The following is an 18,829-nucleotide window of genomic DNA, read 5'->3' as shown; positions in this document are numbered from 1 at the left end:
CCACTGTGAGGCAGTCAGGTAGGAGACTGGCGGGATGAGCGCTTTCGTCGATAGTGTGCGTCCACGATCGTGGACGGTGCGTGTGCGATCCGCGGTGGCCTCGACCGTGGTCCTTGCCGTGTGCCTGATCGCGGCGGGTGGCGCGTTGGTCGGTGTTCTCTACAGCTCACTCGAATCCTCCGCCCGAACGGCCGCGACCGCCCGGGCAGTGCAGGTCAGCGAGCAACTCGAGACCGATCTTCCCGCGCAGATCGACGAGTCGTTGTTGGCAACCGATGGCCAGATCGGCATACTGCAGGTCATCGACTCGGCCGGGGCGGTGAAAGCGTCCTCGCGGGCCGACGGCGGACGTGCGCTGTCCACGACCGCGGTTGCGCCCTCGACCACGCAGGATCTCGGACGCATCGACCGAGGCGACACCGGCGACTTCTGGGTCACAGCACGCGGTGCAGTGACCGCAGACGGACCGGTGACAGTACTGGTCGGTGCCGACCGCGAGCCGGTGGAAAAAGTCGTATCCACCGTCGCGGTCCTGCTGGGCATCGTCGGTCCGGTCGTGGTCGCTCTTGTGGCGTTGGCGACATACCGGCTCGTCGGAGCAGCGTTGAGCCCTGTCGAACGCATCCGCACCCGCGTCGCCTCGATCTCGAACAGTGAACTGGGAGAACGAATCCCGGTCCCGCAGTCACGCGACGAGATCGCTCGCCTCGCGCTGACGATGAATCGAATGCTCGAGCGTCTCCAGGCCGGACAACGGGCGCAACAACGATTCGTCAGCGACGCCTCGCACGAGCTTCGGAGCCCGCTGTCGACCATCACTACCGCTCTCGAACTCGCCGCATCGAGGCCGGAACTGATCGACGCATCACTGATCGACGAAGCGTTGCTGCCCGAAGCTCGTCGAATGCGCCGGCTGATCGAAGACCTTCTCCTGCTTGCTCGCTCGGACGAAAAGCAGACCCCGCTCGGTGCGGTCGACGTCGATCTCGACGACGTGCTGTACGCGGAGGGCAAACGGATCGAAGCGGTCACGGACCTGACCGTCGGAACGTCGATCGTTGCGGTCCGAATAACCGGAGATCAGCCCGCGTTGGCGAGGATGGTGCGCAACGTCGTCGACAATGCCATCCGGCACGCCGAAACCCGAATCGAACTGTCCTGCCACCAGTCCGGTGGATCTGCTGTGATCGTGGTCGACGACGACGGCCCGGGGATTCCCGAACAAGAGCATGAACGCGTGTTCGACCGGTTCGTCCGTCTCGATGCCTCCCGGACACGCGACGAAGGTGGTGCCGGACTCGGACTGGCGATCGTGGCCGGCACCGCCGCCGCCCACGCAGGCTCGGTCACTGTTTCTCGGTCCCCGCTCGGGGGAGCACGCTTCGAGATCAGGATTCCCACGCGTTCACCCAGCCCATCGATCGATCTGCAGCCGTGAGGGCACCATCGAAAATCCCGACTACCAGCAGCAGCAGGTCGGCGGCCAGTAGGGTACACAGCGAAAGGACCCGTGCGGACCAGCCCTACACAGATCGGGTCCGCAGAATGGCTCCGACTCTCGTCGACGCACCGGGAGACCGCCCGAGCCATCCGCCGGTTCGGCACCGTCGCGATCCATACCAACCCTCATCGAGCTGTTCCGGTCCCGAGCGCCGGACGGACGACGGGGACCCCGAATCATTGTCGAAAGGGCGTCATGTCGGTAATCGACGTGCAACTGCTGTCCGGAACGGTCGGCGCTGTGCTGCTGGGAGTAGGAGTGGTTGGGTTGCTGGCGCTAGCCGCTGGGCGGGGGCGTCGCTGGTGGTGTCGGCGTTTACCGGCAGCGTTGCTCATCGGGGCGGGAGCGTCTGCGATTCTGATGGTCTCGGTCAACGTGCTGTGGCGGCCGTTCCCCGCTCCTCTTCCTCCGGTCGCGGTGCTGTGGACCGGGCTCGGTGCTGCGGCGGTGGCGCGCAAAAAGCTCGACTACTCGGCCGTGAGGCCCCACCGATCCCATCGTGGGAGCACGTCCCGCAGGGTGACAGCCACAGAAACCAGCGACTTCTACGAACTCATCGTCGAACGCCACCGAAAGAGGACCACTATCGTCATCTCGAACCGGAAACCGGCGGAGTGGCTGACCATGACCGCCGACACCCTGCTCGCACAGTCCGCGATCGATCGACTGACCTCCAACCGCACACACCCTCGTCATCGAAGGACCGTCCTACCGCCAACGCACCCGACCCGGAACAGTTGACGCCACCAACGACAACGAGCATCCTCAATAACGCGCCACGGTGGCCCCTAGCCTCTGGCAGTCAGGTGGTCCCATTACCCTGGCAAGCGACACGCCAGCGCTGCAACTGCCGTGCATCTGAACCCGGAACAAAGTAGCAGCTGCTGTCCCGGCGAAAGCGAGTTCGACTCGACCGACGTGCCGCACTGTGCAGCCGAGTTCCCGGAAGAATGCTCGCTCCTGGTACACCTGTCTGATGCGCGCAATGGTGATCGAGGAGTTCGGACGTCCCGGCACTGTTCGAGACGTTCCCCGCCCGGACCCGGCACCGGACGGTGCTGTGGTGGAGGTAGCCGCGACTGGCGTCTGTCGGAGCGATTGGCACGCGTGGCAGGGGCATGACAGCGGGGTGCGGCTACCGTTGGTCCCTGGTCACGAGTTCGCCGGCACCGTCGTCTCCGTTGGTTCCGAGGTGAGTAGCTCGTGGGTCGGTCGCCGTGTCACCGCGCCGTTCGTCTGCGCATGCGGACGCTGCTCGACATGCGCGTCCGGTGATCATCAGGTGTGCCCGAACCAGGAACAGCCCGGCTTCACCCACGACGGGTCCTACGCGGAGTTCGTCGCGATTCGCCACGCCGACACGAACTTGGTGGAGCTTCCTGACGAGGTGTCCTTCGATGTAGCGGCCACGCTCGGCTGCCGGTATGCGACGGCGTGGCGTGCGGTCCACCGGCGAGCGCGGGTGGTGGCGGGTGAGCGCGTCGCGGTCTACGGATGCGGCGGGCTGGGGTTGTCTGCAGTGATCATCGCCTCTCATGCCGGCGCTGAGGTCACAGCCGTCGACGCATCACCGGCGGCACTGGAGATTGAGGTGCGGCTGGGCGCAACCAAAACGTCCGGCGAGGCGGTCGAGGGCATGGATGTCGCTTTGGAGTGCTCCGGTCACCCGGTACTGGCCGATGCCGCTCTTTCGATGTTGCGCCGCAGGGGTCGGCATGTGCAGATCGGCTTGCTCCCCGACGGCGCTCACATCTCGATGGACGCGGTGATCGGCAAAGAACTCGATGTCCTGGGCAGTCACGGTCTTGCCGCTCACGAGTATTCAGTACTGCTGCGTACGCTGCCTGTAGACGACATCGAGACGATGATCGCAACCCGTATACCGCTCGCCGATGCGCAGAGTGCATTGGACACTCTCGGTCGATCTGCTGGGGTGGTGTTGATTCACCCGGGCCTTGGTTAGTCCTCGCGGAGGTACGTCCACCGGGCTTCGCAGGTATCGATGTCGTGACGGGTGCCCGCGGTACCGCTCGTCGACCGGATGGGCCCCGCACGGCAGATCCGCGACGCAGCTTCGACTTTCGCTATGGATTCATGGGCCCGTGCTCGTTGTCGCTTCTGCTGCGAAATGTACTGATCCCGGTCAGGATTGCGGCCGCAGCAAACAAACAAGTAGCGACCCACGACCAAACCGGAGACGCACCGTCCTGAGTTCGAGTCACCGAAACAACGGCCCACAGCAACGCCTGTGCAGACCAGAAGAGAACCCACCATCTCCCGCTCGGAAAATTCACCGTCAATTCCTCGCATTCAGAAGGGATCCCGCGCACCGGTCACGCTGGATTGTGGTTGTTCCATCACGACAATCAGACGCTGAGGCGGGTAGCTGTACTCATCCACAACCCCGTCAGACCGATTGGTTCGGATTCTCCATCAGTGAAACAGGGTGGGGTGGCACACGCAACCGTTCACGGGTCCACGCCAGTTCGCTTGGACGACGGTCGATTACTTTCAGCATCTCGTGCGCGACCAGTTCGGGGTTGATCGACTGTCGTTCTCCAGCAATGAGTTACATGACTGGTAGGCGATCGTTCGGAGCAGCCGCCGAGGATTGGCGGTCGGGTAGTGCCCGTGACCTGTACGAGAGTGCTCCCAGCATGGGCCACGTCGCGCACACTCCGAGTGGCTCGAAACCAGCGACAGTTGAGCTCCGACCGGCTAGCCCTTTCCACGGAGGCAGTGGACACTGACTTTCGTCGATGAGCGTCGAACCCTGGCCGACGGTACCGTCCTCGATATCACGTCGGGTGAAAACCGTAGTCGCGTAAGGGTGTACAGGACCGATGGCAGTCGTGCCGATGTATCCGCAGGCCGCGTCCTGACGGTCCGGCAAGTAACCGATATCGCAATGGCCCCTGGCCTCCGTGTGGGTGGTCCACACTGAACCAGCTGGGTACTACCGGAATCGGCTCAGATCTTTCGCTGCGCTGTGTGTGCAGCCGAGTCCGTCAGCGATCGGAGGTGTCCTGATGGACCCGATAGTTGTGCCATGCCTGTGCCGATAGAGTCACCGCGATGAAGGCGAAGCCGATGATCGGCAGAAAAATCGGCCATGGAATCGACAGGTTGTTCGCCGCCATCAGTGCGCCGGTCAATGTCATCGATGCGCCGACAGTCTCGAGCAGGTCGACCTTGCGCGGACGCACTGGCGGGAATCCGATCCACGGAATGCGTCGACCTGCGTTCTCTCGTGAGATCCGCCGCGCTGCTGCGATGGAAAGAGCCGCCCCGATCGCGAATATGAAGATTCCGGCGGCGACGATCCACCGATAGCCCCCGTCGATCCACATCGATGCCAGGAACAGCGCTGCGAGACCGACATAGGCGCACCACAGTTTCCAGGACGGTGCAGACTCTCGCTCGTCCTGCTGCACGCTGACCGGTCGCATCGGCTGCAGTGGCTCCATGGTTCGACCCTCTCATGTCATTGCTCTTGACCGGCGGCAGCCGCACGCCGTATTGTGATCGACAGTTGATATATCAGTACGATGACGGCCGACTCCAAGGAACCCACAGCATGACCACAGCGCTCAGGATCGACGGCAACGCAGTGAGTGCGATCGTCAAGGACGACCTGCGTCACCGCGTTCAACGGCTCGCGCAGCAGGGGATCAGGCCCGGCCTCGGCACAATTCTGGTCGGTGAGGATCCAGGAAGCCGCTCCTACGTCGCGGCGAAGCACCGCGACTGCGCCGAGGTGGGGCTGCATTCGATTCAGGTCAGGTTGCCCGCGACCGCGAGTCAGCGCGAGATCGAAGATGCGGTGCACGCTCTCAATGACGACCCGGAGTGCACCGGCTTCATCGTTCAGCTGCCACTTCCGCCGCACATCGACACGCATCGGGTGATCGAACTGATCGACCCGCGTAAAGACGCCGACGGCCTGCACCCGACGAACCTGGGCCGGCTCGTACTCGGCATGGATGGGCCGCTGCCCTGCACCCCGCGCGGAATCCTGGAACTTCTTCGCCACCATGATGTACCGATCACCGGTGCCCGCTTCTGCATCATCGGTTGCGGTATCACGGTCGGCCGCCCGCTGGGGCTGATGCTCACCCGCCGCAGCGAGCACGCGACAGTGACCATGTGCCACGAAGCCACCGTGGACACCGCCGCGCACACGCGCGCCGCCGACGTCGTCATCGCGGCGGCAGGCGTTGCACACCTGGTGCGTCCGGACTGGATCAGCGCCGGAGCGACGGTGCTGTCGGTGGGAATCACTCGTACCGTCGAAGGAATTCTGGGCGACGTGCATCCGGGCGTCGAGCAGATCGCGGGACGGCTCAGCGGTGCAACGGGCGGAGTCGGCCCGATGACTCGGGCCATGCTGTTGACCAACGTCGTCGAGTGCGCCGAGGCCGCTCAGGTCGAGGGAATGAACGATTCCCGGTAGCCCATCTTCTCGCTGATCTCTGCGGCGGCGGCAAGCACATCCGGGACGATGGCCCGCATTCTTGCCTCGTCGAAGCGATACACCGGACCGGAGACGCTCAGGGCGGCGACCGTCTTGCCGGTGTAATCGAGGATCGGGGCTGCGATGGCGTTGAGGCCGGTCTCGAATTCTTCGACGACCACCGCGTATCCGAGCGAGCCGGCAGCGTCGAGCTCGGCCGTGAGTGCGGCCGTGGTGGTGACCGTGTGCTCGGTGTGCCGATGAAGATCGAGAGAATCGACCATGGCCCGACGACCATCGGGATCGAGAGCGGCCAGCAGCACCTTGCCGCTCGCCGTGGCGTGCAGCGGAGTCTGTTCGCCGATCCAGTTGTGGGTTCCTACCGAACTGGGTCCTCTGGCCTCATCCAGGTGGACCGCGGTATCTGCTCGTCGCACAGCGATGTTCACTGTCTCGCCGAGCTTCGTCGCCAGGCGCTCGAGTATCGCGTGACCGTACTCGGTGATCTCCAACCGCTCGGGGACTGCGGCGGCCAGCCGAAGTACTCCGAGGCTGAGTCGATACTTGCCGCGGTTGTGCGTCTGCATCACCATGTCGTGCTCTTCGAGCGACGTCAGCAGGCGCGACACCGTGGACTTGTGCACACCGATCTCTGTGGCGATGGCGCTCACGCCGGCTTCTCCTAGCCGTGCCATGACCTCGAGTACGCGAAATGCGCGGTCGACCGACTGGACGCCACCTTCCGGGGCGCGGTTCGAATCGTCAGTGGCCATCCCCGCGACTATACGTAACACGCACTTGCCCGGCGGCGTGCCCCCTCGAGACCTAGATGACCGCTCGGACTGCGTCGTCGAACTCGGTCACGTGCGCCCGCGCGATGCTCGCAGCGTTCTCGGCTTCCCCGGCCGCGATCGCGCGCAGCAACTCGGTGTGGGTACCGACGTGGTCGGCCAGTGGGGGCAGCCGATCCAGGAACAGCCAGAAGATTCGCGTCGCAAGATTGCTGTAGCGAATCAACGCATCCTCGAGAACCGGATTCGACGCGAGCCGGTACACGGTGCGATGCACCTCGGTATCCCACTCGATCAGATCGTGTTGGCTCGGGTTCGTTGCCTCGAGCTCCTCGGTACGGTCGGCCATACCCCACAGGACTTGGCGTTGCGTCGCGGTGGCCGCGGCGGCGGCCTTCGCTGCCGCGAGTGGTTCGAGCCGCTGGCGAATCTCGGAGATGTCCCCCAGGTCGGCGACCTCGATGGAGGTCGCGAAGGTGCCGCGTCGGGAATGCGAGATGACCAGCCGCTCGTATTCGAGCCGTTTGAGTGCCTCCCGGACGGGAGTGCGGCCCACACCGAGTTCGGCAGACAGCGCCGACTCGACGACGGCGTCCCCGGGTTTGATCGCCAGCTTGATCAATTTGTCGCGAATGGCCGAATACGCGACGTCGGCCATTGTCGCCCCCGTGTCGCCGTGCACCCCCGGAGAACCGGGGGTGCCGGACGACGCGACCTCGACACTCATAGGTACCGATCCTATCGGTACCGCACATACGACCGGTTCGGTCAGCCCTCGATGCGGTTCTTGAGCCAGTCGTGGAAGATGCCGATGTGGTGTTCGCTGCCCACCAGGACACCGCCGTCGCGGTACTTACGTGAACTCATCGCGGGCTGGCAGCGTTCACACGCCTCGAAGTCCTGCAGGTTGACGCGGTGGAACAACTCCACCGAGTGCTGCAGGTCTCGGCCGGAGGCGACCACACCGGGCAGATACAGCCAATCGCATTCCACCAGGGTGCGATCGGGGGCAAGCGGATACATCCGATGGATGATCACGTGATCCGGGACGAGGTTGACGAACACCTGCGGCCGGACAGTGATGGCGTAGTAGCGCCGGTCCTGCTCCGGTGCGATTCCGGGGATGGAGTCGTGCCCAGCGGTGCCATCGAGTGTGAAGCCCTGAACTGATTCACCGAATTCGGCTCCGTGCCCCACGTAGTACTGGGCGGCATAACCGTCGGCGAATTCCGGAAGAACCTCGGTGAGCTCAGGGTGAATGGTGGCGCAGTGGTAGCACTCCATGAAGTTCTCGATGATGAGCTTCCAGTTCGCCTTGACGTCGTAGCTCATGCGCCTGCCGAGACCGAGATCCTCGACCTTGTAGCGGTCGATCGATTCGACGTCACCGAGTCGGTCGCGAATGTCCTGCACCACGGTGGTGTCGAAGGACGCCGGATTGTCACTGAGATTGACCCAGACGTATCCGAGCCATTCCTCCACCGACACCGACGACAAGCCGTAGCGAACCCGGTCGATATCGGGCATCTTGGTCAGGTTCGGTGCAGCGATGAGCTTTCCGTCCAGGTCGTACGTCCAGGCGTGGTACGGGCACTGGAACGATCGCTTGACTTCGCCCTTGTCCTCCATGCAGATTCGCGCGCCGCGGTGCGCGCAGACGTTCAGGTAGGCCTTGATGGCACCGGTACGTGTGCGCGTGATGATGACGCTCTCGCGGCCGATCTGCACGGTCCGGAACGAGCCGGGCTTGTCCAGATCCGCTGCGCGGACAGCGCAGATCCACAGCTCCTCGAAGATCTTCTCCTGCTCGAGCTCGAAGATGTCCGGGTCGGTGTAGTACCGACCGGGCAGGGTCGAGATCAGACCCGCCATCACTCGCCCCCGCCACCGCCGCGGTTGCTGCGGGCATCGCGGCGGTGGCGGGGGCGAGTGATGGCGGCGGGTCGATTCGCATTCCGTCGTCGTGCTGCGGTCTCGTGGGCCTCAAGCCGGGCCGTGGCCTGGTGCCGTCGGGACCCACTTTCGGAGAGCCGATGCACGGGGCAGCGGTGCAGGGTGTGGTCTCCCGGTCGGTACGGGACACCGCTGCGATGCTCGACGTGTTGGCGGGCGGTGAACCCACGTCCGGGTACCTGTCCGCACATCCAGACGGTAGCTTCCTGTCTCGAATGGACGCCGACCCGAGGCCGCTACGCATCGGGATGTACGCGGCCACGTCCGTCAATCCCAGTCCCGCCCCGCAGGCAGTTGCCGCAATGGAAGCGGCGGCGAGCACACTGACGGACCTCGGGCACACCGTCGAGCTACTCGACGCCCCGCCGTACGACGACGCAAGCCTCAATCGCGAATTCCTGCTGGCCTGGTTCACCTACCTGGCTTACGAAATGGACGAGGTGAAGCGCCGAACCGGTTGTGGTGACGACAAATTCGAGCGCGACACCCGGATCATGGCGGCGCTGGGAAGATCTGCAAGTGGGGTCGATTACCTCGAGGCGGTAGAGGGGCGGCATGTGCATGTGCGCGCGCTGGCCACGTATTTCGAGACGTACGACCTGCTGCTGACGCCCACGATTGCCGAGCTGCCGCCGAAGGTCGGCGCATTCGATCTAGCGAGGCCGCTGGAGCTGGCATCGGAGCTGTTGTTGCGCAGTAGAACTGCGGGGATGCTTCGACACACGGGCATCGTCGATCAAATGATCGACGACAATATTTCGTGGATTCCCTACACCCAGTTGGCCAACGTCACCGGACGTCCGGCGCTGTCGTTACCGCTTCACTGGACCCCGGACGGCCTGCCGATGGGCGCGCAGTTCACGGCACCGCTGGGCGGCGAGGGTCTGCTCGTCCAACTTGCAGCACAGTTGGAACGAGCAGCGCCCTGGTCGCACCGCTATGAAGAAATCGGCTAGCGCGTCGCGCCGAGCTGGGCTTTGCCCAGGATTCCCGACGGTCGTTGTCGCAGTTGACCATCCACGATGTCGATCACCCCGCCTGCCCACTCCGGATCGGTGTCGGCGGCCGCCTGGGGATCGGCGTGCGTATCGGTGCCTTCCTCGGCGGTCACGGTGATCGCACGCTGCAAGGCCTCTCGCACGCTCATCAGCGTCGTATCGGAATCGGCGAACACATCGGTGGCCGCGTTGCCGCGGCGCACCACCATATCGTGAGTGAGGCTGTCCACCAACGAGATCACCGTTCCGGGAGGCATCGCGGTGATGGCGGCAACGGCGCGGCCCACCAATCCGGTAGGCAGCAGCGGAACGGGAATCTGGGCTCGCCGCAACCCCGCGACGCTGCCGTAGGCCCTGAGCAGATCCGGGTAACTCATCGTTTCGGTCCCGCCGATGTCGAACGAACCCGGACGCGCTTGGCCGCCGAGCGCTCGGCCGATGATGGCCACCACATCGCCGACAGCAATCGGCTGGACCTGCTTACGCATCCACGTCGGAATCGGGGTCACCGGTATGCGCTCGGTCATTCGCCGAACCAACTCGAACGACGTCGATCCGGAACCGAGGATGATCGCGGCGCGGAGCACGGTCGCGTCGACGGAGCTGTCCAGAAACACCTCCTCGACCTGGAGGCGCGAGCGCAGGTGGTCCGACAGCGGCGCGCCGTCGTCGGGGATGAGGCCGGACAGGTAGACGATCCGGCCGACACCGTTGCGTTCGGCCGCCGCGGCCATGGACTGTGCAGCGTGTCGATCCTTCTCGACGAAGTCTCCCTCGTCCATCGAGTGCACGAGATAGACGACGGCATCGACGTTCGCCGTCGCAGTATCGAAGCTGTCGTGCTCGTCGAGGTCGAAATGCACCGCGGTGACGCTTGCCCCCCAGGCGAACCGCGACTTCTTGTTCGGGTCACGCATCGCGGCATGGACGTCGTGGCCCTGTTCGACAAGCACCGGGATCAACCGAGACCCGATGTATCCCGTTGCGCCGGTGACCAGTACTCGCATGGCATCTCTCGTTTCTGTAGACAGTGTCCATACCCGGTCGGGGCGGTCTCACTCCCCGCTGTCGTGGCGAGATGACAGACTGTCCCGGTGAACGCGCGAACCAGGAACAACGTCAGGGTCGTCGGGGCTGCCGACGGGCCCGTCGTCATGCTGGCGCACGGGTTCGGATGTGACCAGACGCTGTGGCGGTCGGTGACCGAGCTCTTGGCTCCCGAATTCCGGGTCGTCCTGTTCGACCATGTGGGTTCAGGGGCATCGGACCCGGCGGCCTGGGACGCCGAGAAGTACGCCGGCCTCGATGCCTACTCCGACGACATCATCGATATCGCCGCAGATCTCGACCTGCGCGGGGCCACGTTCGTCGGCCACTCGGTGGCGTCGATGATGGGTGTTCTCGCGGTCCCGAAGGCCCCCGAGCGATTTTCCAAACTGGTGTTGCTGACGCCTTCTCCCCGGTACATCGACGACGGCGACTATCGCGGCGGTTTCAGCGCCGAGGACATCGACGAACTGCTCGAATCATTGGACAGCAATTATCTGGGCTGGTCGGCGTCGATGGCTCCGGTCGTCGTGAACGCACCGGAACGTCCGGATCTGGAGAACATGTGGACCGCCAGCTTCTGCCGAACCGATCCGGCATGCGCCCGGGTGTTCGCCCGTGCCACCTTCTTGGCCGACAACCGAGCGGATCTGGCGTCGGTTGCTCTGCCAACTCTGATCGTCGATTGCGCGCGGGATTCGCTGGCACCGCCTCAGGTCGGTAGGTACGTACGCGACCACATCGCCGGTGCCACGTTGACGACCATCGACGCAAGCGGGCACTGCCCGCACATCACCGAACCCGAGCGGACCGCCGAGGCGATTGCGACGTTCGTGAGATCCTCGTGATCAACGACCTCGACATCGAGGATCTGTACGAGAACGCTCCCTGCGGCTACCTGTCGGTCCTGCCTGACATGACCATCGCGAGGCTGAACGCGACACTGGCCGGTTGGCTCGGCTTCGAGGTCGACGCGTTGATCGGGACCGACTTCACCCGATTGCTCACTGCGGGCGGACGTATTCATTACGAGACGCATTTCGGTCCGATCCTGCAGATGAACGGCCAGCTCGACGGCATCGCACTGGATTTCGTGACCTCGGATCGCCGGCGGATACCGGTCTTCATGACCGCCAATGTCAAGGCCGACGACGCGGGAGTTCCGCTGTTGATCCGGATCACCGCCCTCGATGCGAGGGATCGCCGCACCTACGAACGCGAGTTGCTCGAGTCCCGCACGCGAGCGGAGCTACTGGCCAGGACGCTGCAGCGGTCGCTGTTGCCGCCCGCGCTGCTGCCTCCGTCGGGGATGACGGCCGCTGCGCACTATCACGCGGCCTCCGGTGACGAGCTGGGCGGCGACTTCTACGATCTGTTCCCGTTGTCCGAGGACCGATGGGGTTTTTTCCTCGGGGACGTGTGCGGCAAGGGCGCGGCCGCTGCAGCGGTGACCTCGTTGACGCGGTACACGCTGCGTGCGGCCGCGGTCTACGACAACGACCCAGTGGCAGTGCTGCACAATCTGGATTCGGTTCTGCGTCAAGAGTTTCGTGACAACAACGCACAGTTCTGCACTGCGGTGTTCGGAGTGCTGTGCCGGTCGGCCGGCGGATTCGAGGTGTGCATGGCCAACGGCGGCCATCCGCCTCCGTTGGTGATCCGCGCCGACGGCACCGCGCACTACGTCCACATGACCGGCGGTCAGCTGGTGGGACTGCTCCGCAACGCGCGGTTCGTATCGACCACCGTGACGTTGAATGCGGGAGATACGTTGATGCTGTACACCGATGGTCTCACCGAGGCGAGGGTGGGCCGAGGACGCTTCGACGACGAGGGCGCGCTGCTGGAGTTCGCAACCGAGCATGCCCCCACTGCTCCGGCCGCACTGATCGACAACTTGCAAACGCTGTTGAACAGCTTCGGCGACGGTCTCGTCGACGATGTCGCGCTGATGGCGCTGGGCGTTCCCCCTGCGTCGGCAGTGCCCTCTGCGTCGACAGCTCCCTCAGTCCAGGGCGGCGAGAGCTGACTCCAGGTCCGCGTGCAGGGCGAATTCCTGATCCAGCCCCATCAGCTTGATCGGACGACTGGTGGTGGGACCGTCGGCGACGACGGAGTACGCAAGTGTGTCCCCGTGGTCCTTCTGCGTCGTGGCCAGCACCGTCATCGCGGCCGAGGCCAGGAACGACACGGCCGAGAGATCTACGATCAATGCCGAGGGCGTCGATGCGACCTGTTGGTCGATCGCGGTGGCGAGGGCCGGTGCGGTCGTGACATCGAGTTCGCCGGCGACCGCGACGACGGCCACATGGCCATCGTTGCTGGACTGAATCGAGAATCCGGCGGTGTTGCTGTCGGCTGGCATCTGTACTCCTGAATCTGTACCCGTCGCGCTCGTCGGCGGGGTTGCGAACCATTCAATCAGTAGTTACTACCGGAAGGTGACCTGCGTTCCCCTGAGTGCGGGTGCGCCGAGCGTCGTCGTCCAGGACGGCACCGCGGCGGGATCGATTCCGGTGGCCCCACCGTAGACGACGGCCAAGGTCTGCTGCTCGGTGACCGACCCCGCGTAGGAGGCGGGCACGGGGGAAAACTGCGGAACCGGAAGTGCCGAAGTGTCCTGTTCCCCGGGGTTTCTCGACGGCACCTGGTACGAGCCGTCGTTGGGGGAGCCGCCGGGGTACTGCGGGAAGTACTCGCCCGCCGAGCGGTCGAGGGAGGAGTAGCAGGTCGGCCCGCGCTCCTGCTCGAACAATCGCGGTTCGTCCTGGTTCGGCAGGTACCGACCCTTCGGGTTGACCAACGGCATCGAGACATTGATGCCGGGGTACTCGTCGCCGACGCCGGTGACGATTCTGCCGCGCCGGGCACCCTCCGCGAACTGGGCGACGGTGCAGCCGACGGCCGGAGAGAACTGGGCGAGGACCTCGAGTGCTTCGCGAGAGTTCGCGGCCAGCCCGATGACATCCGCCGAGTTGGCGTCGAGGAAGTCGGCGGTCGTGCCCGAGGCCGACGTCAGCGAGGAGTACAGCGTCTCGAGGGCAGGCCGCTTCTGGACGATGGTGTTGCCGGTGGTCCGCAGGTTGTCCAAGGCATTGATCAGCTCGGGAGCCGCATCGGAGTAGGTCTGCGAGAAGTCGGCGAGTCCGCGCAGGTCCTCCTGGATTGCGGGCAACTCGGTGTCGAGCCCGGCGAAGATGCTCTCGAGTCTGTCGATCGTGAGGCCGAGTTGCTCGCCGCGACCGCTCAGACCCTGCGCCAGCGCGCCGAGAGTGTTGGCCAGGTTCTCCGGCGGCACGGCCTGGAGCAGCGGCAACAGGCCGTCGAGTACCTGTCCGACCTCGATGGCGTTGCCGCTGCGATCCTGCTTCAATACCGTGCCCTCGGTGATCGGTGCCCCGGGTCTGCCCTCCGGTAACACCAAGGCGACGTACCGCTCGCCGAACAGCGTTTTCGGTAGCAGTCGCGCGGTGGCGTTCGACGGAATCATCTCGGCCATGTCCGGTTCGATGGCCAACTCCGAGGTGACCACGCCCCCGGCCGTCGTCGCCGATCGCACTTCACCGACGATCAGGCCGCGAACTTTGACATCAGCGTTGCGGGGAAGTGCGTTGCCGACGGAATCGGTCTCGAGCGAGACGGTCACCACGTTCGCGAACGTCTTGTTGTACGAGGTGATGGACCACCCGACGAAGACGACGATGAGCACGACGAGAGTGATTCCGAGGAGTCGGTTCTGCACCGGCGAGGGGGAGCCGGTCATTGCAGAGTCGAGACGACGACAACAGCCATGCCGCGAACCTTAGTGGTACACAGCGTCACACTTACTACCGAAGATCGGTTTGTGAGATGGACCTAGCACTTCGGTCGAAGTGTGATGTGTGTCACGCCTTGTCAGGCTGCTACCAGCTGAGTGGAATGGAACCAGTCACCCCGTCCACCTTCACGCTGACGGCCGATGACGTATCGACCCGGCACGATTCCGGTGGCTCCGTGTTCGGGATGAATGAGGTACGCCGTCTGCGAGTTGGTCAGGACGCCCAGAGCGAGACCTCGAACGTCGTGGACGGGACTGGCCCATGAGCAGATGCCGCCGTCGGCAACCATGCTGTGCGGATTTCGGCCGCACTGACCGACCGCACCGGCTATTGCGAACACAGGACTCGGGCACGCCGGGAGAAACACGAGCTACTCGGGTGGCGTCGGCTCGACTCTCGACGATGTCGAAGATCGTGCGGATGCGCTGTTGAAGCGGCTTGACGAGTTCGTCGAGGCAGAAGTGCCGGAGTGTGGTCGGCCGTTCGTGCCGCGGCTATCGTCCTCGCCTGTTCAGGACACCTTTCGGGCGTGAAGACGCTCGACGAGACCGAGGGTGAACCGATCGATGTCCTCGATGGAGAAGGTCTCGTCACCAGAGATCGTGAGCGAGGGTCGGCGCAGAAAATGCTCTCCACCGACCGGGATGCTCACCAGTTCCAGGCCGCGTTGGATCCAGCGAACCGGCCGGATCGATGAGGCGACGTGATCGGCGAGGAGCAACGTTCCACCTGGACGCAGCACTCGCGACATTTCCGCGAGCGCAATGTCCGTGGCGGGGATGGCGCAGAGCGAGAACGTGCACACCACGGTGTCGAAGGATGCATCGGGAAAGTCCAGTGCGTGAGCGTCCCCGAGAGTCAGGTAAGCGTCGGGTCTGACGTCGGCGGCGCGAGTATGCGCCTGCGCGAGCATGTCCGGGCTCAGCTCGATTCCGGTCAACGATGTCCCTGCCGGGTAGTGCTCGAGATTGAGTCCCGTTCCCACTGCGACCTCGAGAACCTGGCCTCGGGCGCGACTGCAGATCCAAGACCTTGTGTCGCGGAAGAGGACTCGGTCGAGGATGGTCATGTGCTTGTCATAGCCGGCCGCTTGCTTGTCCCAAAATCGCTGCCACCGGGCGAGGCGGTGCGTTGGATCGACAACCATCGCTCAGTGCTCCCGGGCAGGCGCGATGGGTGCCGCGTCGGTGCGGGAGGCTTCGGACCCGGGGTGAGCCGCGAGATAACGCTTCTTGACCAGTTCCGATTTCTCCGCTTTGCGGGGGTTCGTCAGGTCACGGGGCAGCATGTGCCGCACGAGGCGGCGTTGCCGATTCTCTTCCATGTACGAGGCGGTGAAGAACATCGAGAGCAGGACCGCCAGGAGCACCATGGAACCACGCAACCACAGCTCACCCGGAAAGAACATGAACACGGCGTAGATGGGAAGAAACGGAACCTGGCCGCGAATCAGGTGCCGAACGACGGCGTGATCACCCGTCAGATCGTGGGCCACCCAGTCCGTCATGGTCGAGGGAAGAGTGCGGCCGAAGGCGTAGCCGACCCACTGCCACGGTGTCGGGCGGGCCCTGTGGCGGTTCATCGGGCCGGGGTCACTGTGCTCTGGCGCATCCCCAGCCGCCTCATTGCCAAGCTGCTCGGGCACCATCCGACTGCCGAGTACAGCAGTAGATTCCCGCCGACGAATGCTGTCAGGGCATGCCAGCGGCGGTTGTGCACGGAACCGGCGGCGAGGCTGGCGAGGATCATGGTGCCCGCCAGCGCGGGGACTGCGCGTTCGATACTCGGTCCGCCCGGACCGATGAGGGTGTCGGTGCATGACATGAGGTCGAGTCTCAATTCTGTGAGTGTGGTGCGGCACCACATGTATACCCCAGGGGGTAGTAATTATCACCCACTATACCCCATGGGGTACCGTGCTACGGTTCCTTCATCTTCCCGACCAGTAAGGACACACAGTGAGTTCTACGGACGTTCGAACCGACGAGAGTTCGGCCGACAGTTCGCCGCCGGACATCACCGGCGGGCCGTTGGCGCGGTTCGGTGCGCGCATGGCCGGCAATTTCAAGTGGGTGGTGACCGCGTGGCTGGTGGTGATCATCGGACTGGGTGCCTTCGCGCCGTCGGTGTTCGGGTCTCTCGCCGGTGCTGGTTGGCAGGCCAACGGATCGGAGTCGGTCCAGGTTCGCGAGCTGGCTCAGGAGCATTTCGGCGGGAACTCCTCGGCGGCGATCCAGGTGGTCGTGCATTCGGACACCGAGCAGGTGTCGGATCCAGCCGTCCAGGCCGTCATCTCCGAGGTCACCGACATTCTGGCCGGCGACCCGCGGATTTCCGAGGTCATCGCCCCGCAGCCGGGAATGTCGATCAGTCCCGACGGGCGCACCGGAATCATCATCGGTGGGGCGAACGGGACCACCGACGAGATGGTCAAGGCGGTCGACGATCTCAAGGGCGAGCTGACCGGCGCCTCCACGGACTCGATCGAGGTGTACCCGACCGGAGCGTCGGCGCTGTGGAGTGATTTCAACAAGGCCAATCACGACGCGATGATCAAGGCCGAAATCATCTCCTGGCCGGTCACATTGGCGATCATGGTGCTCGCTTTCGGTTCACTCGTCGCCGCCGGACTACCGCTGCTGCTGACGCTGGCGGGCCTGGTCGCATCGGCGGGTGCTCTGGTGCTGCTGAACGAGGTCACACCGATCTCGGTGTGGGCGATGAACTTTGCGCTGATGTTCGCTTTGGCTCTGGGTATCGACTACGCACTGTTCCTCGTCGTGCGGTTTCGCGAGGCCCTCCGTAAGACCATCGACGCCGGACAGATGGATGCTCGGCGTGCGGTGGCCGAAACGATGGACACCGCAGGCAAAGCCGTTGCCCTGTCCGGTCTGACGGTGCTGATCAGCCTCTCTGCCGTGCTGCTGGTACCGGCCCCGGCGGTGCGCACGATGGCCGTGGGCATCATGCTCGCGGTGATCTTCGTTCTTGCTGCCACCCTCACGTTGCTTCCCGCGGTGCTGGGCAAGCTCGGCCCCAAGGTCAATGCTGCTTCCCTGCCTTTCGCGAAGCGGCAGGAGCATCGCTCGCCGAAGTTCGCCTCCTGGGGTCGGGTGCTGCACAAGTATCCGTGGCCGTTCGCCATCGGTGCGCTGCTGATTCTGGTGGCGCTGACGCTCCCGGTGTTCGGCCTCAAGGTCGCCATGCCGTCGATTTCGGTGGTGCCCGAGGACGCCCCGGTGCGGCAGGGCTATGAACTGGTGCAGGCGCAGATGGGTGAGGGTGCCCCGGGCATGTTGCAGATCATCGCTCCGGCTTCCGAAGCGGAGCAGACCGCGCAGATCGCCGCGAGCGTGGACGGCGTGTCGATGGTGACGCCGCCGATGCCCGCGATGGACGGCTCCGATTACGTCATGCTGCAGGCCATTCCGGACGTCGACCCGTCCGACCCGGCACTCGCGGCCACTCTCGACACACTGCGTGCCGAGCTGCCCGAGGGCGCGATCGTCGGCGGTGCACCCGCGGAGAACCTGGACCTGCAGACCGCGTTGAACGACTATCTGCCCATCGTGGTGTCGGTCATTCTGGTGCTCGGATTCCTGTTGCTGCTGATCGCGCTGCAGGCACCACTGATCGCCTTGCTCGGCACTGTGGTGAGTTTGCTGTCGACCGGTGCGGCGTTCGGTGTCGCGAAGCTGATCTTCCAGGACGGGCACGGCGCGTCGTTGCTCGGTTTCACCCCGCAGGGCTTCCTGAACGGCTGGGGCCCGGTGTTCTTCTTCGCGATGATCTTCGCGATTGCGATGGACTACACGGTGTTTCTGCTGTCGAGCGTCAAGGAGCACTACGAGAACACCGATGATCCGCACGGGTCGCAGGTCGACGGGATGGCGCATTCGGGGCGGGTGATCTTTGCTGCGGCAGCGGTGATGGTCGCGGTGTTCTTCTCGTTCGCGCTCGCCCAGCCGCTGCCTCCCAAGGAGATGGGAATCATTCTGGGTGTGGCCGTACTGTTGGACGCGATTTTGATCAGATTGGTCCTGCTGCCGGTACTCCTGCGCCTGACCGGTCACGCCGCGTGGTGGTCCCCCGCGTGGCTGCGTGCGGTGTTGCCGAAGATCGGCTTCTCGCACGGCTGACGCTCGGACGGCTGAGACTCGGACGGCTGAGACTCGGACAGCTGACACTCGGACGGCTGAGACTCGGACGGTGGTGGGCGAGCGTGGTGTGCTCGAGCCTTCACCGTCCGTTACCCCAGGGGGTAACCT

General features: G+C 64.5%; 16 protein-coding genes and 3 pseudogenes. 8 read left to right on the top strand and 11 right to left on the bottom strand.

All coding sequences use genetic code 11. The annotated features are described in order from the left end of the window. Positions 1–34 precede the first annotated feature (34 nt). The 3 genes and pseudogenes from J1M87_RS19205 (at position 35) to J1M87_RS19195 (ending at position 3,464) form a co-directional block, all read left to right on the top strand. A complete protein-coding gene (locus J1M87_RS19205) occupies positions 35–1,438 on the top strand; it encodes a cell wall metabolism sensor histidine kinase WalK (RefSeq protein ID WP_206491157.1) in 1,404 nt (467 codons plus the stop codon). Positions 1,439–2,014: 576 nt separating this feature from the next. Beyond that, positions 2,015–2,273: pseudogene (locus J1M87_RS28755) on the top strand (ATP-binding protein); the annotation flags it as partial. A 204-nt stretch (positions 2,274–2,477) separates the two neighbouring features. Then, complete coding sequence (locus tag J1M87_RS19195) at positions 2,478–3,464, top strand: alcohol dehydrogenase catalytic domain-containing protein (protein WP_206491156.1); 987 nt, start codon at positions 2,478–2,480, stop codon at positions 3,462–3,464. Positions 3,465–4,509: 1,045 nt separating this feature from the next. On the opposite strand, the gene J1M87_RS19190 is transcribed toward J1M87_RS19195, so the two are convergent. Continuing rightward, positions 4,510–4,968, bottom strand: a complete 459-nt coding sequence (locus tag J1M87_RS19190) for a hypothetical protein (protein ID WP_206491155.1) — start codon at positions 4,966–4,968, stop codon at positions 4,510–4,512. A 110-nt stretch (positions 4,969–5,078) separates the two neighbouring features. Here J1M87_RS19190 and J1M87_RS19185 point away from each other — a divergent pair, with 110 nt between their 5' ends. After that, positions 5,079–5,954: a bifunctional methylenetetrahydrofolate dehydrogenase/methenyltetrahydrofolate cyclohydrolase gene (locus tag J1M87_RS19185; RefSeq protein WP_206491154.1), complete on the top strand. Its 876-nt coding sequence runs from the start codon at positions 5,079–5,081 to the stop codon at positions 5,952–5,954. Here J1M87_RS19185 and J1M87_RS19180 read toward each other — a convergent pair. From J1M87_RS19180 to J1M87_RS19170, 3 genes are read right to left on the bottom strand one after another with little or no spacing between them, the layout of a single operon-like run. Beyond that, a complete protein-coding gene (locus J1M87_RS19180; RefSeq protein ID WP_206491153.1) occupies positions 5,924–6,727 on the bottom strand; it encodes an IclR family transcriptional regulator in 804 nt (267 codons plus the stop codon). The genes J1M87_RS19185 and J1M87_RS19180 overlap by 31 nt on opposite strands. Positions 6,728–6,779: 52 nt before the next feature. Then, the gene (locus J1M87_RS19175; RefSeq protein WP_206491152.1) at positions 6,780–7,472 is read right to left on the bottom strand and encodes a GntR family transcriptional regulator; all 693 of its coding nucleotides are present in this window, start codon (positions 7,470–7,472) and stop codon (positions 6,780–6,782) included. Positions 7,473–7,513: 41 nt separating this feature from the next. Next, positions 7,514–8,617, bottom strand: a complete 1,104-nt coding sequence (locus J1M87_RS19170; protein WP_206491151.1) for an aromatic ring-hydroxylating dioxygenase subunit alpha — start codon at positions 8,615–8,617, stop codon at positions 7,514–7,516. Here J1M87_RS19170 and J1M87_RS19165 point away from each other — a divergent pair. Continuing rightward, a pseudogene (locus tag J1M87_RS19165) lies at positions 8,602–9,654 on the top strand (amidase); the annotation flags it as partial. The gene J1M87_RS19170 and the pseudogene J1M87_RS19165 overlap by 16 nt on opposite strands. Here the strand turns inward: J1M87_RS19165 and J1M87_RS19160 are convergent. Then, entirely contained in the window at positions 9,651–10,703 is a 1,053-nt protein-coding gene (locus tag J1M87_RS19160; protein WP_206491150.1) for an NAD(P)H-binding protein, read from the bottom strand. The pseudogene J1M87_RS19165 and the gene J1M87_RS19160 sit on opposite strands and share 4 nt — an antisense overlap. Positions 10,704–10,790: 87 nt before the next feature. On the opposite strand from J1M87_RS19160, the gene J1M87_RS19155 reads away from it, so the two are divergent. Together J1M87_RS19155 and J1M87_RS19150 are read left to right on the top strand one after the other, a co-directional pair. Continuing rightward, on the top strand, positions 10,791–11,591 hold the full coding sequence (locus J1M87_RS19155; protein WP_206491149.1) for an alpha/beta fold hydrolase: 801 nt from the start codon (positions 10,791–10,793) through the stop codon (positions 11,589–11,591). Beyond that, entirely contained in the window at positions 11,588–12,772 is a 1,185-nt protein-coding gene (locus tag J1M87_RS19150; protein ID WP_307830861.1) for a SpoIIE family protein phosphatase, read from the top strand. The genes J1M87_RS19155 and J1M87_RS19150 overlap by 4 nt, the downstream gene beginning before the upstream one ends. Here J1M87_RS19150 and J1M87_RS19145 read toward each other — a convergent pair. The 6 genes and pseudogenes from J1M87_RS19145 to J1M87_RS19120 all read right to left on the bottom strand — a co-directional run bounded on the left by J1M87_RS19145 (position 12,749) and on the right by J1M87_RS19120 (position 16,385). Then, the gene (locus tag J1M87_RS19145; protein ID WP_206491148.1) at positions 12,749–13,108 is read right to left on the bottom strand and encodes an STAS domain-containing protein; all 360 of its coding nucleotides are present in this window, start codon (positions 13,106–13,108) and stop codon (positions 12,749–12,751) included. The two genes, J1M87_RS19150 and J1M87_RS19145, sit on opposite strands and share 24 nt — an antisense overlap. Positions 13,109–13,174: 66 nt before the next feature. After that, positions 13,175–14,506: an MCE family protein gene (locus J1M87_RS19140; RefSeq protein ID WP_206491147.1), complete on the bottom strand. Its 1,332-nt coding sequence runs from the start codon at positions 14,504–14,506 to the stop codon at positions 13,175–13,177. Between the two features lie 131 nt (positions 14,507–14,637). Further along, positions 14,638–14,868 (bottom strand): annotated as a pseudogene (locus tag J1M87_RS19135) (hypothetical protein); the annotation flags it as partial. Positions 14,869–15,072: 204 nt separating this feature from the next. Then, a complete protein-coding gene (locus tag J1M87_RS19130; protein WP_241257132.1) occupies positions 15,073–15,630 on the bottom strand; it encodes a class I SAM-dependent methyltransferase in 558 nt (185 codons plus the stop codon). A gap of 81 nt (positions 15,631–15,711) precedes the next feature. After that, the gene (locus tag J1M87_RS19125) at positions 15,712–16,143 is read right to left on the bottom strand and encodes a DUF5313 family protein (protein WP_206491145.1); all 432 of its coding nucleotides are present in this window, start codon (positions 16,141–16,143) and stop codon (positions 15,712–15,714) included. Continuing rightward, positions 16,140–16,385 (bottom strand): DUF2892 domain-containing protein, encoded by a 246-nt coding sequence (locus J1M87_RS19120; protein ID WP_206491144.1) that lies wholly within the window; start codon positions 16,383–16,385, stop codon positions 16,140–16,142. The genes J1M87_RS19125 and J1M87_RS19120 overlap by 4 nt, the downstream gene beginning before the upstream one ends. Before the next feature lie 134 nt (positions 16,386–16,519). Between J1M87_RS19120 and J1M87_RS19115 the strand changes: the two genes are divergently transcribed. Continuing rightward, positions 16,520–18,700, top strand: coding sequence for an MMPL family transporter (locus tag J1M87_RS19115; RefSeq protein WP_206491143.1), 2,181 nt, complete (start codon positions 16,520–16,522; stop codon positions 18,698–18,700). Positions 18,701–18,829 lie beyond the last annotated feature (129 nt).

The sequence above is a fragment of the Rhodococcus sp. KRD162 genome (assembly GCF_017168335.1).
Taxonomy (GTDB): Bacteria; Actinomycetota; Actinomycetes; order Mycobacteriales; family Mycobacteriaceae; genus Rhodococcoides.
This window is presented reverse-complemented; position numbering and strand designations above follow the sequence as displayed.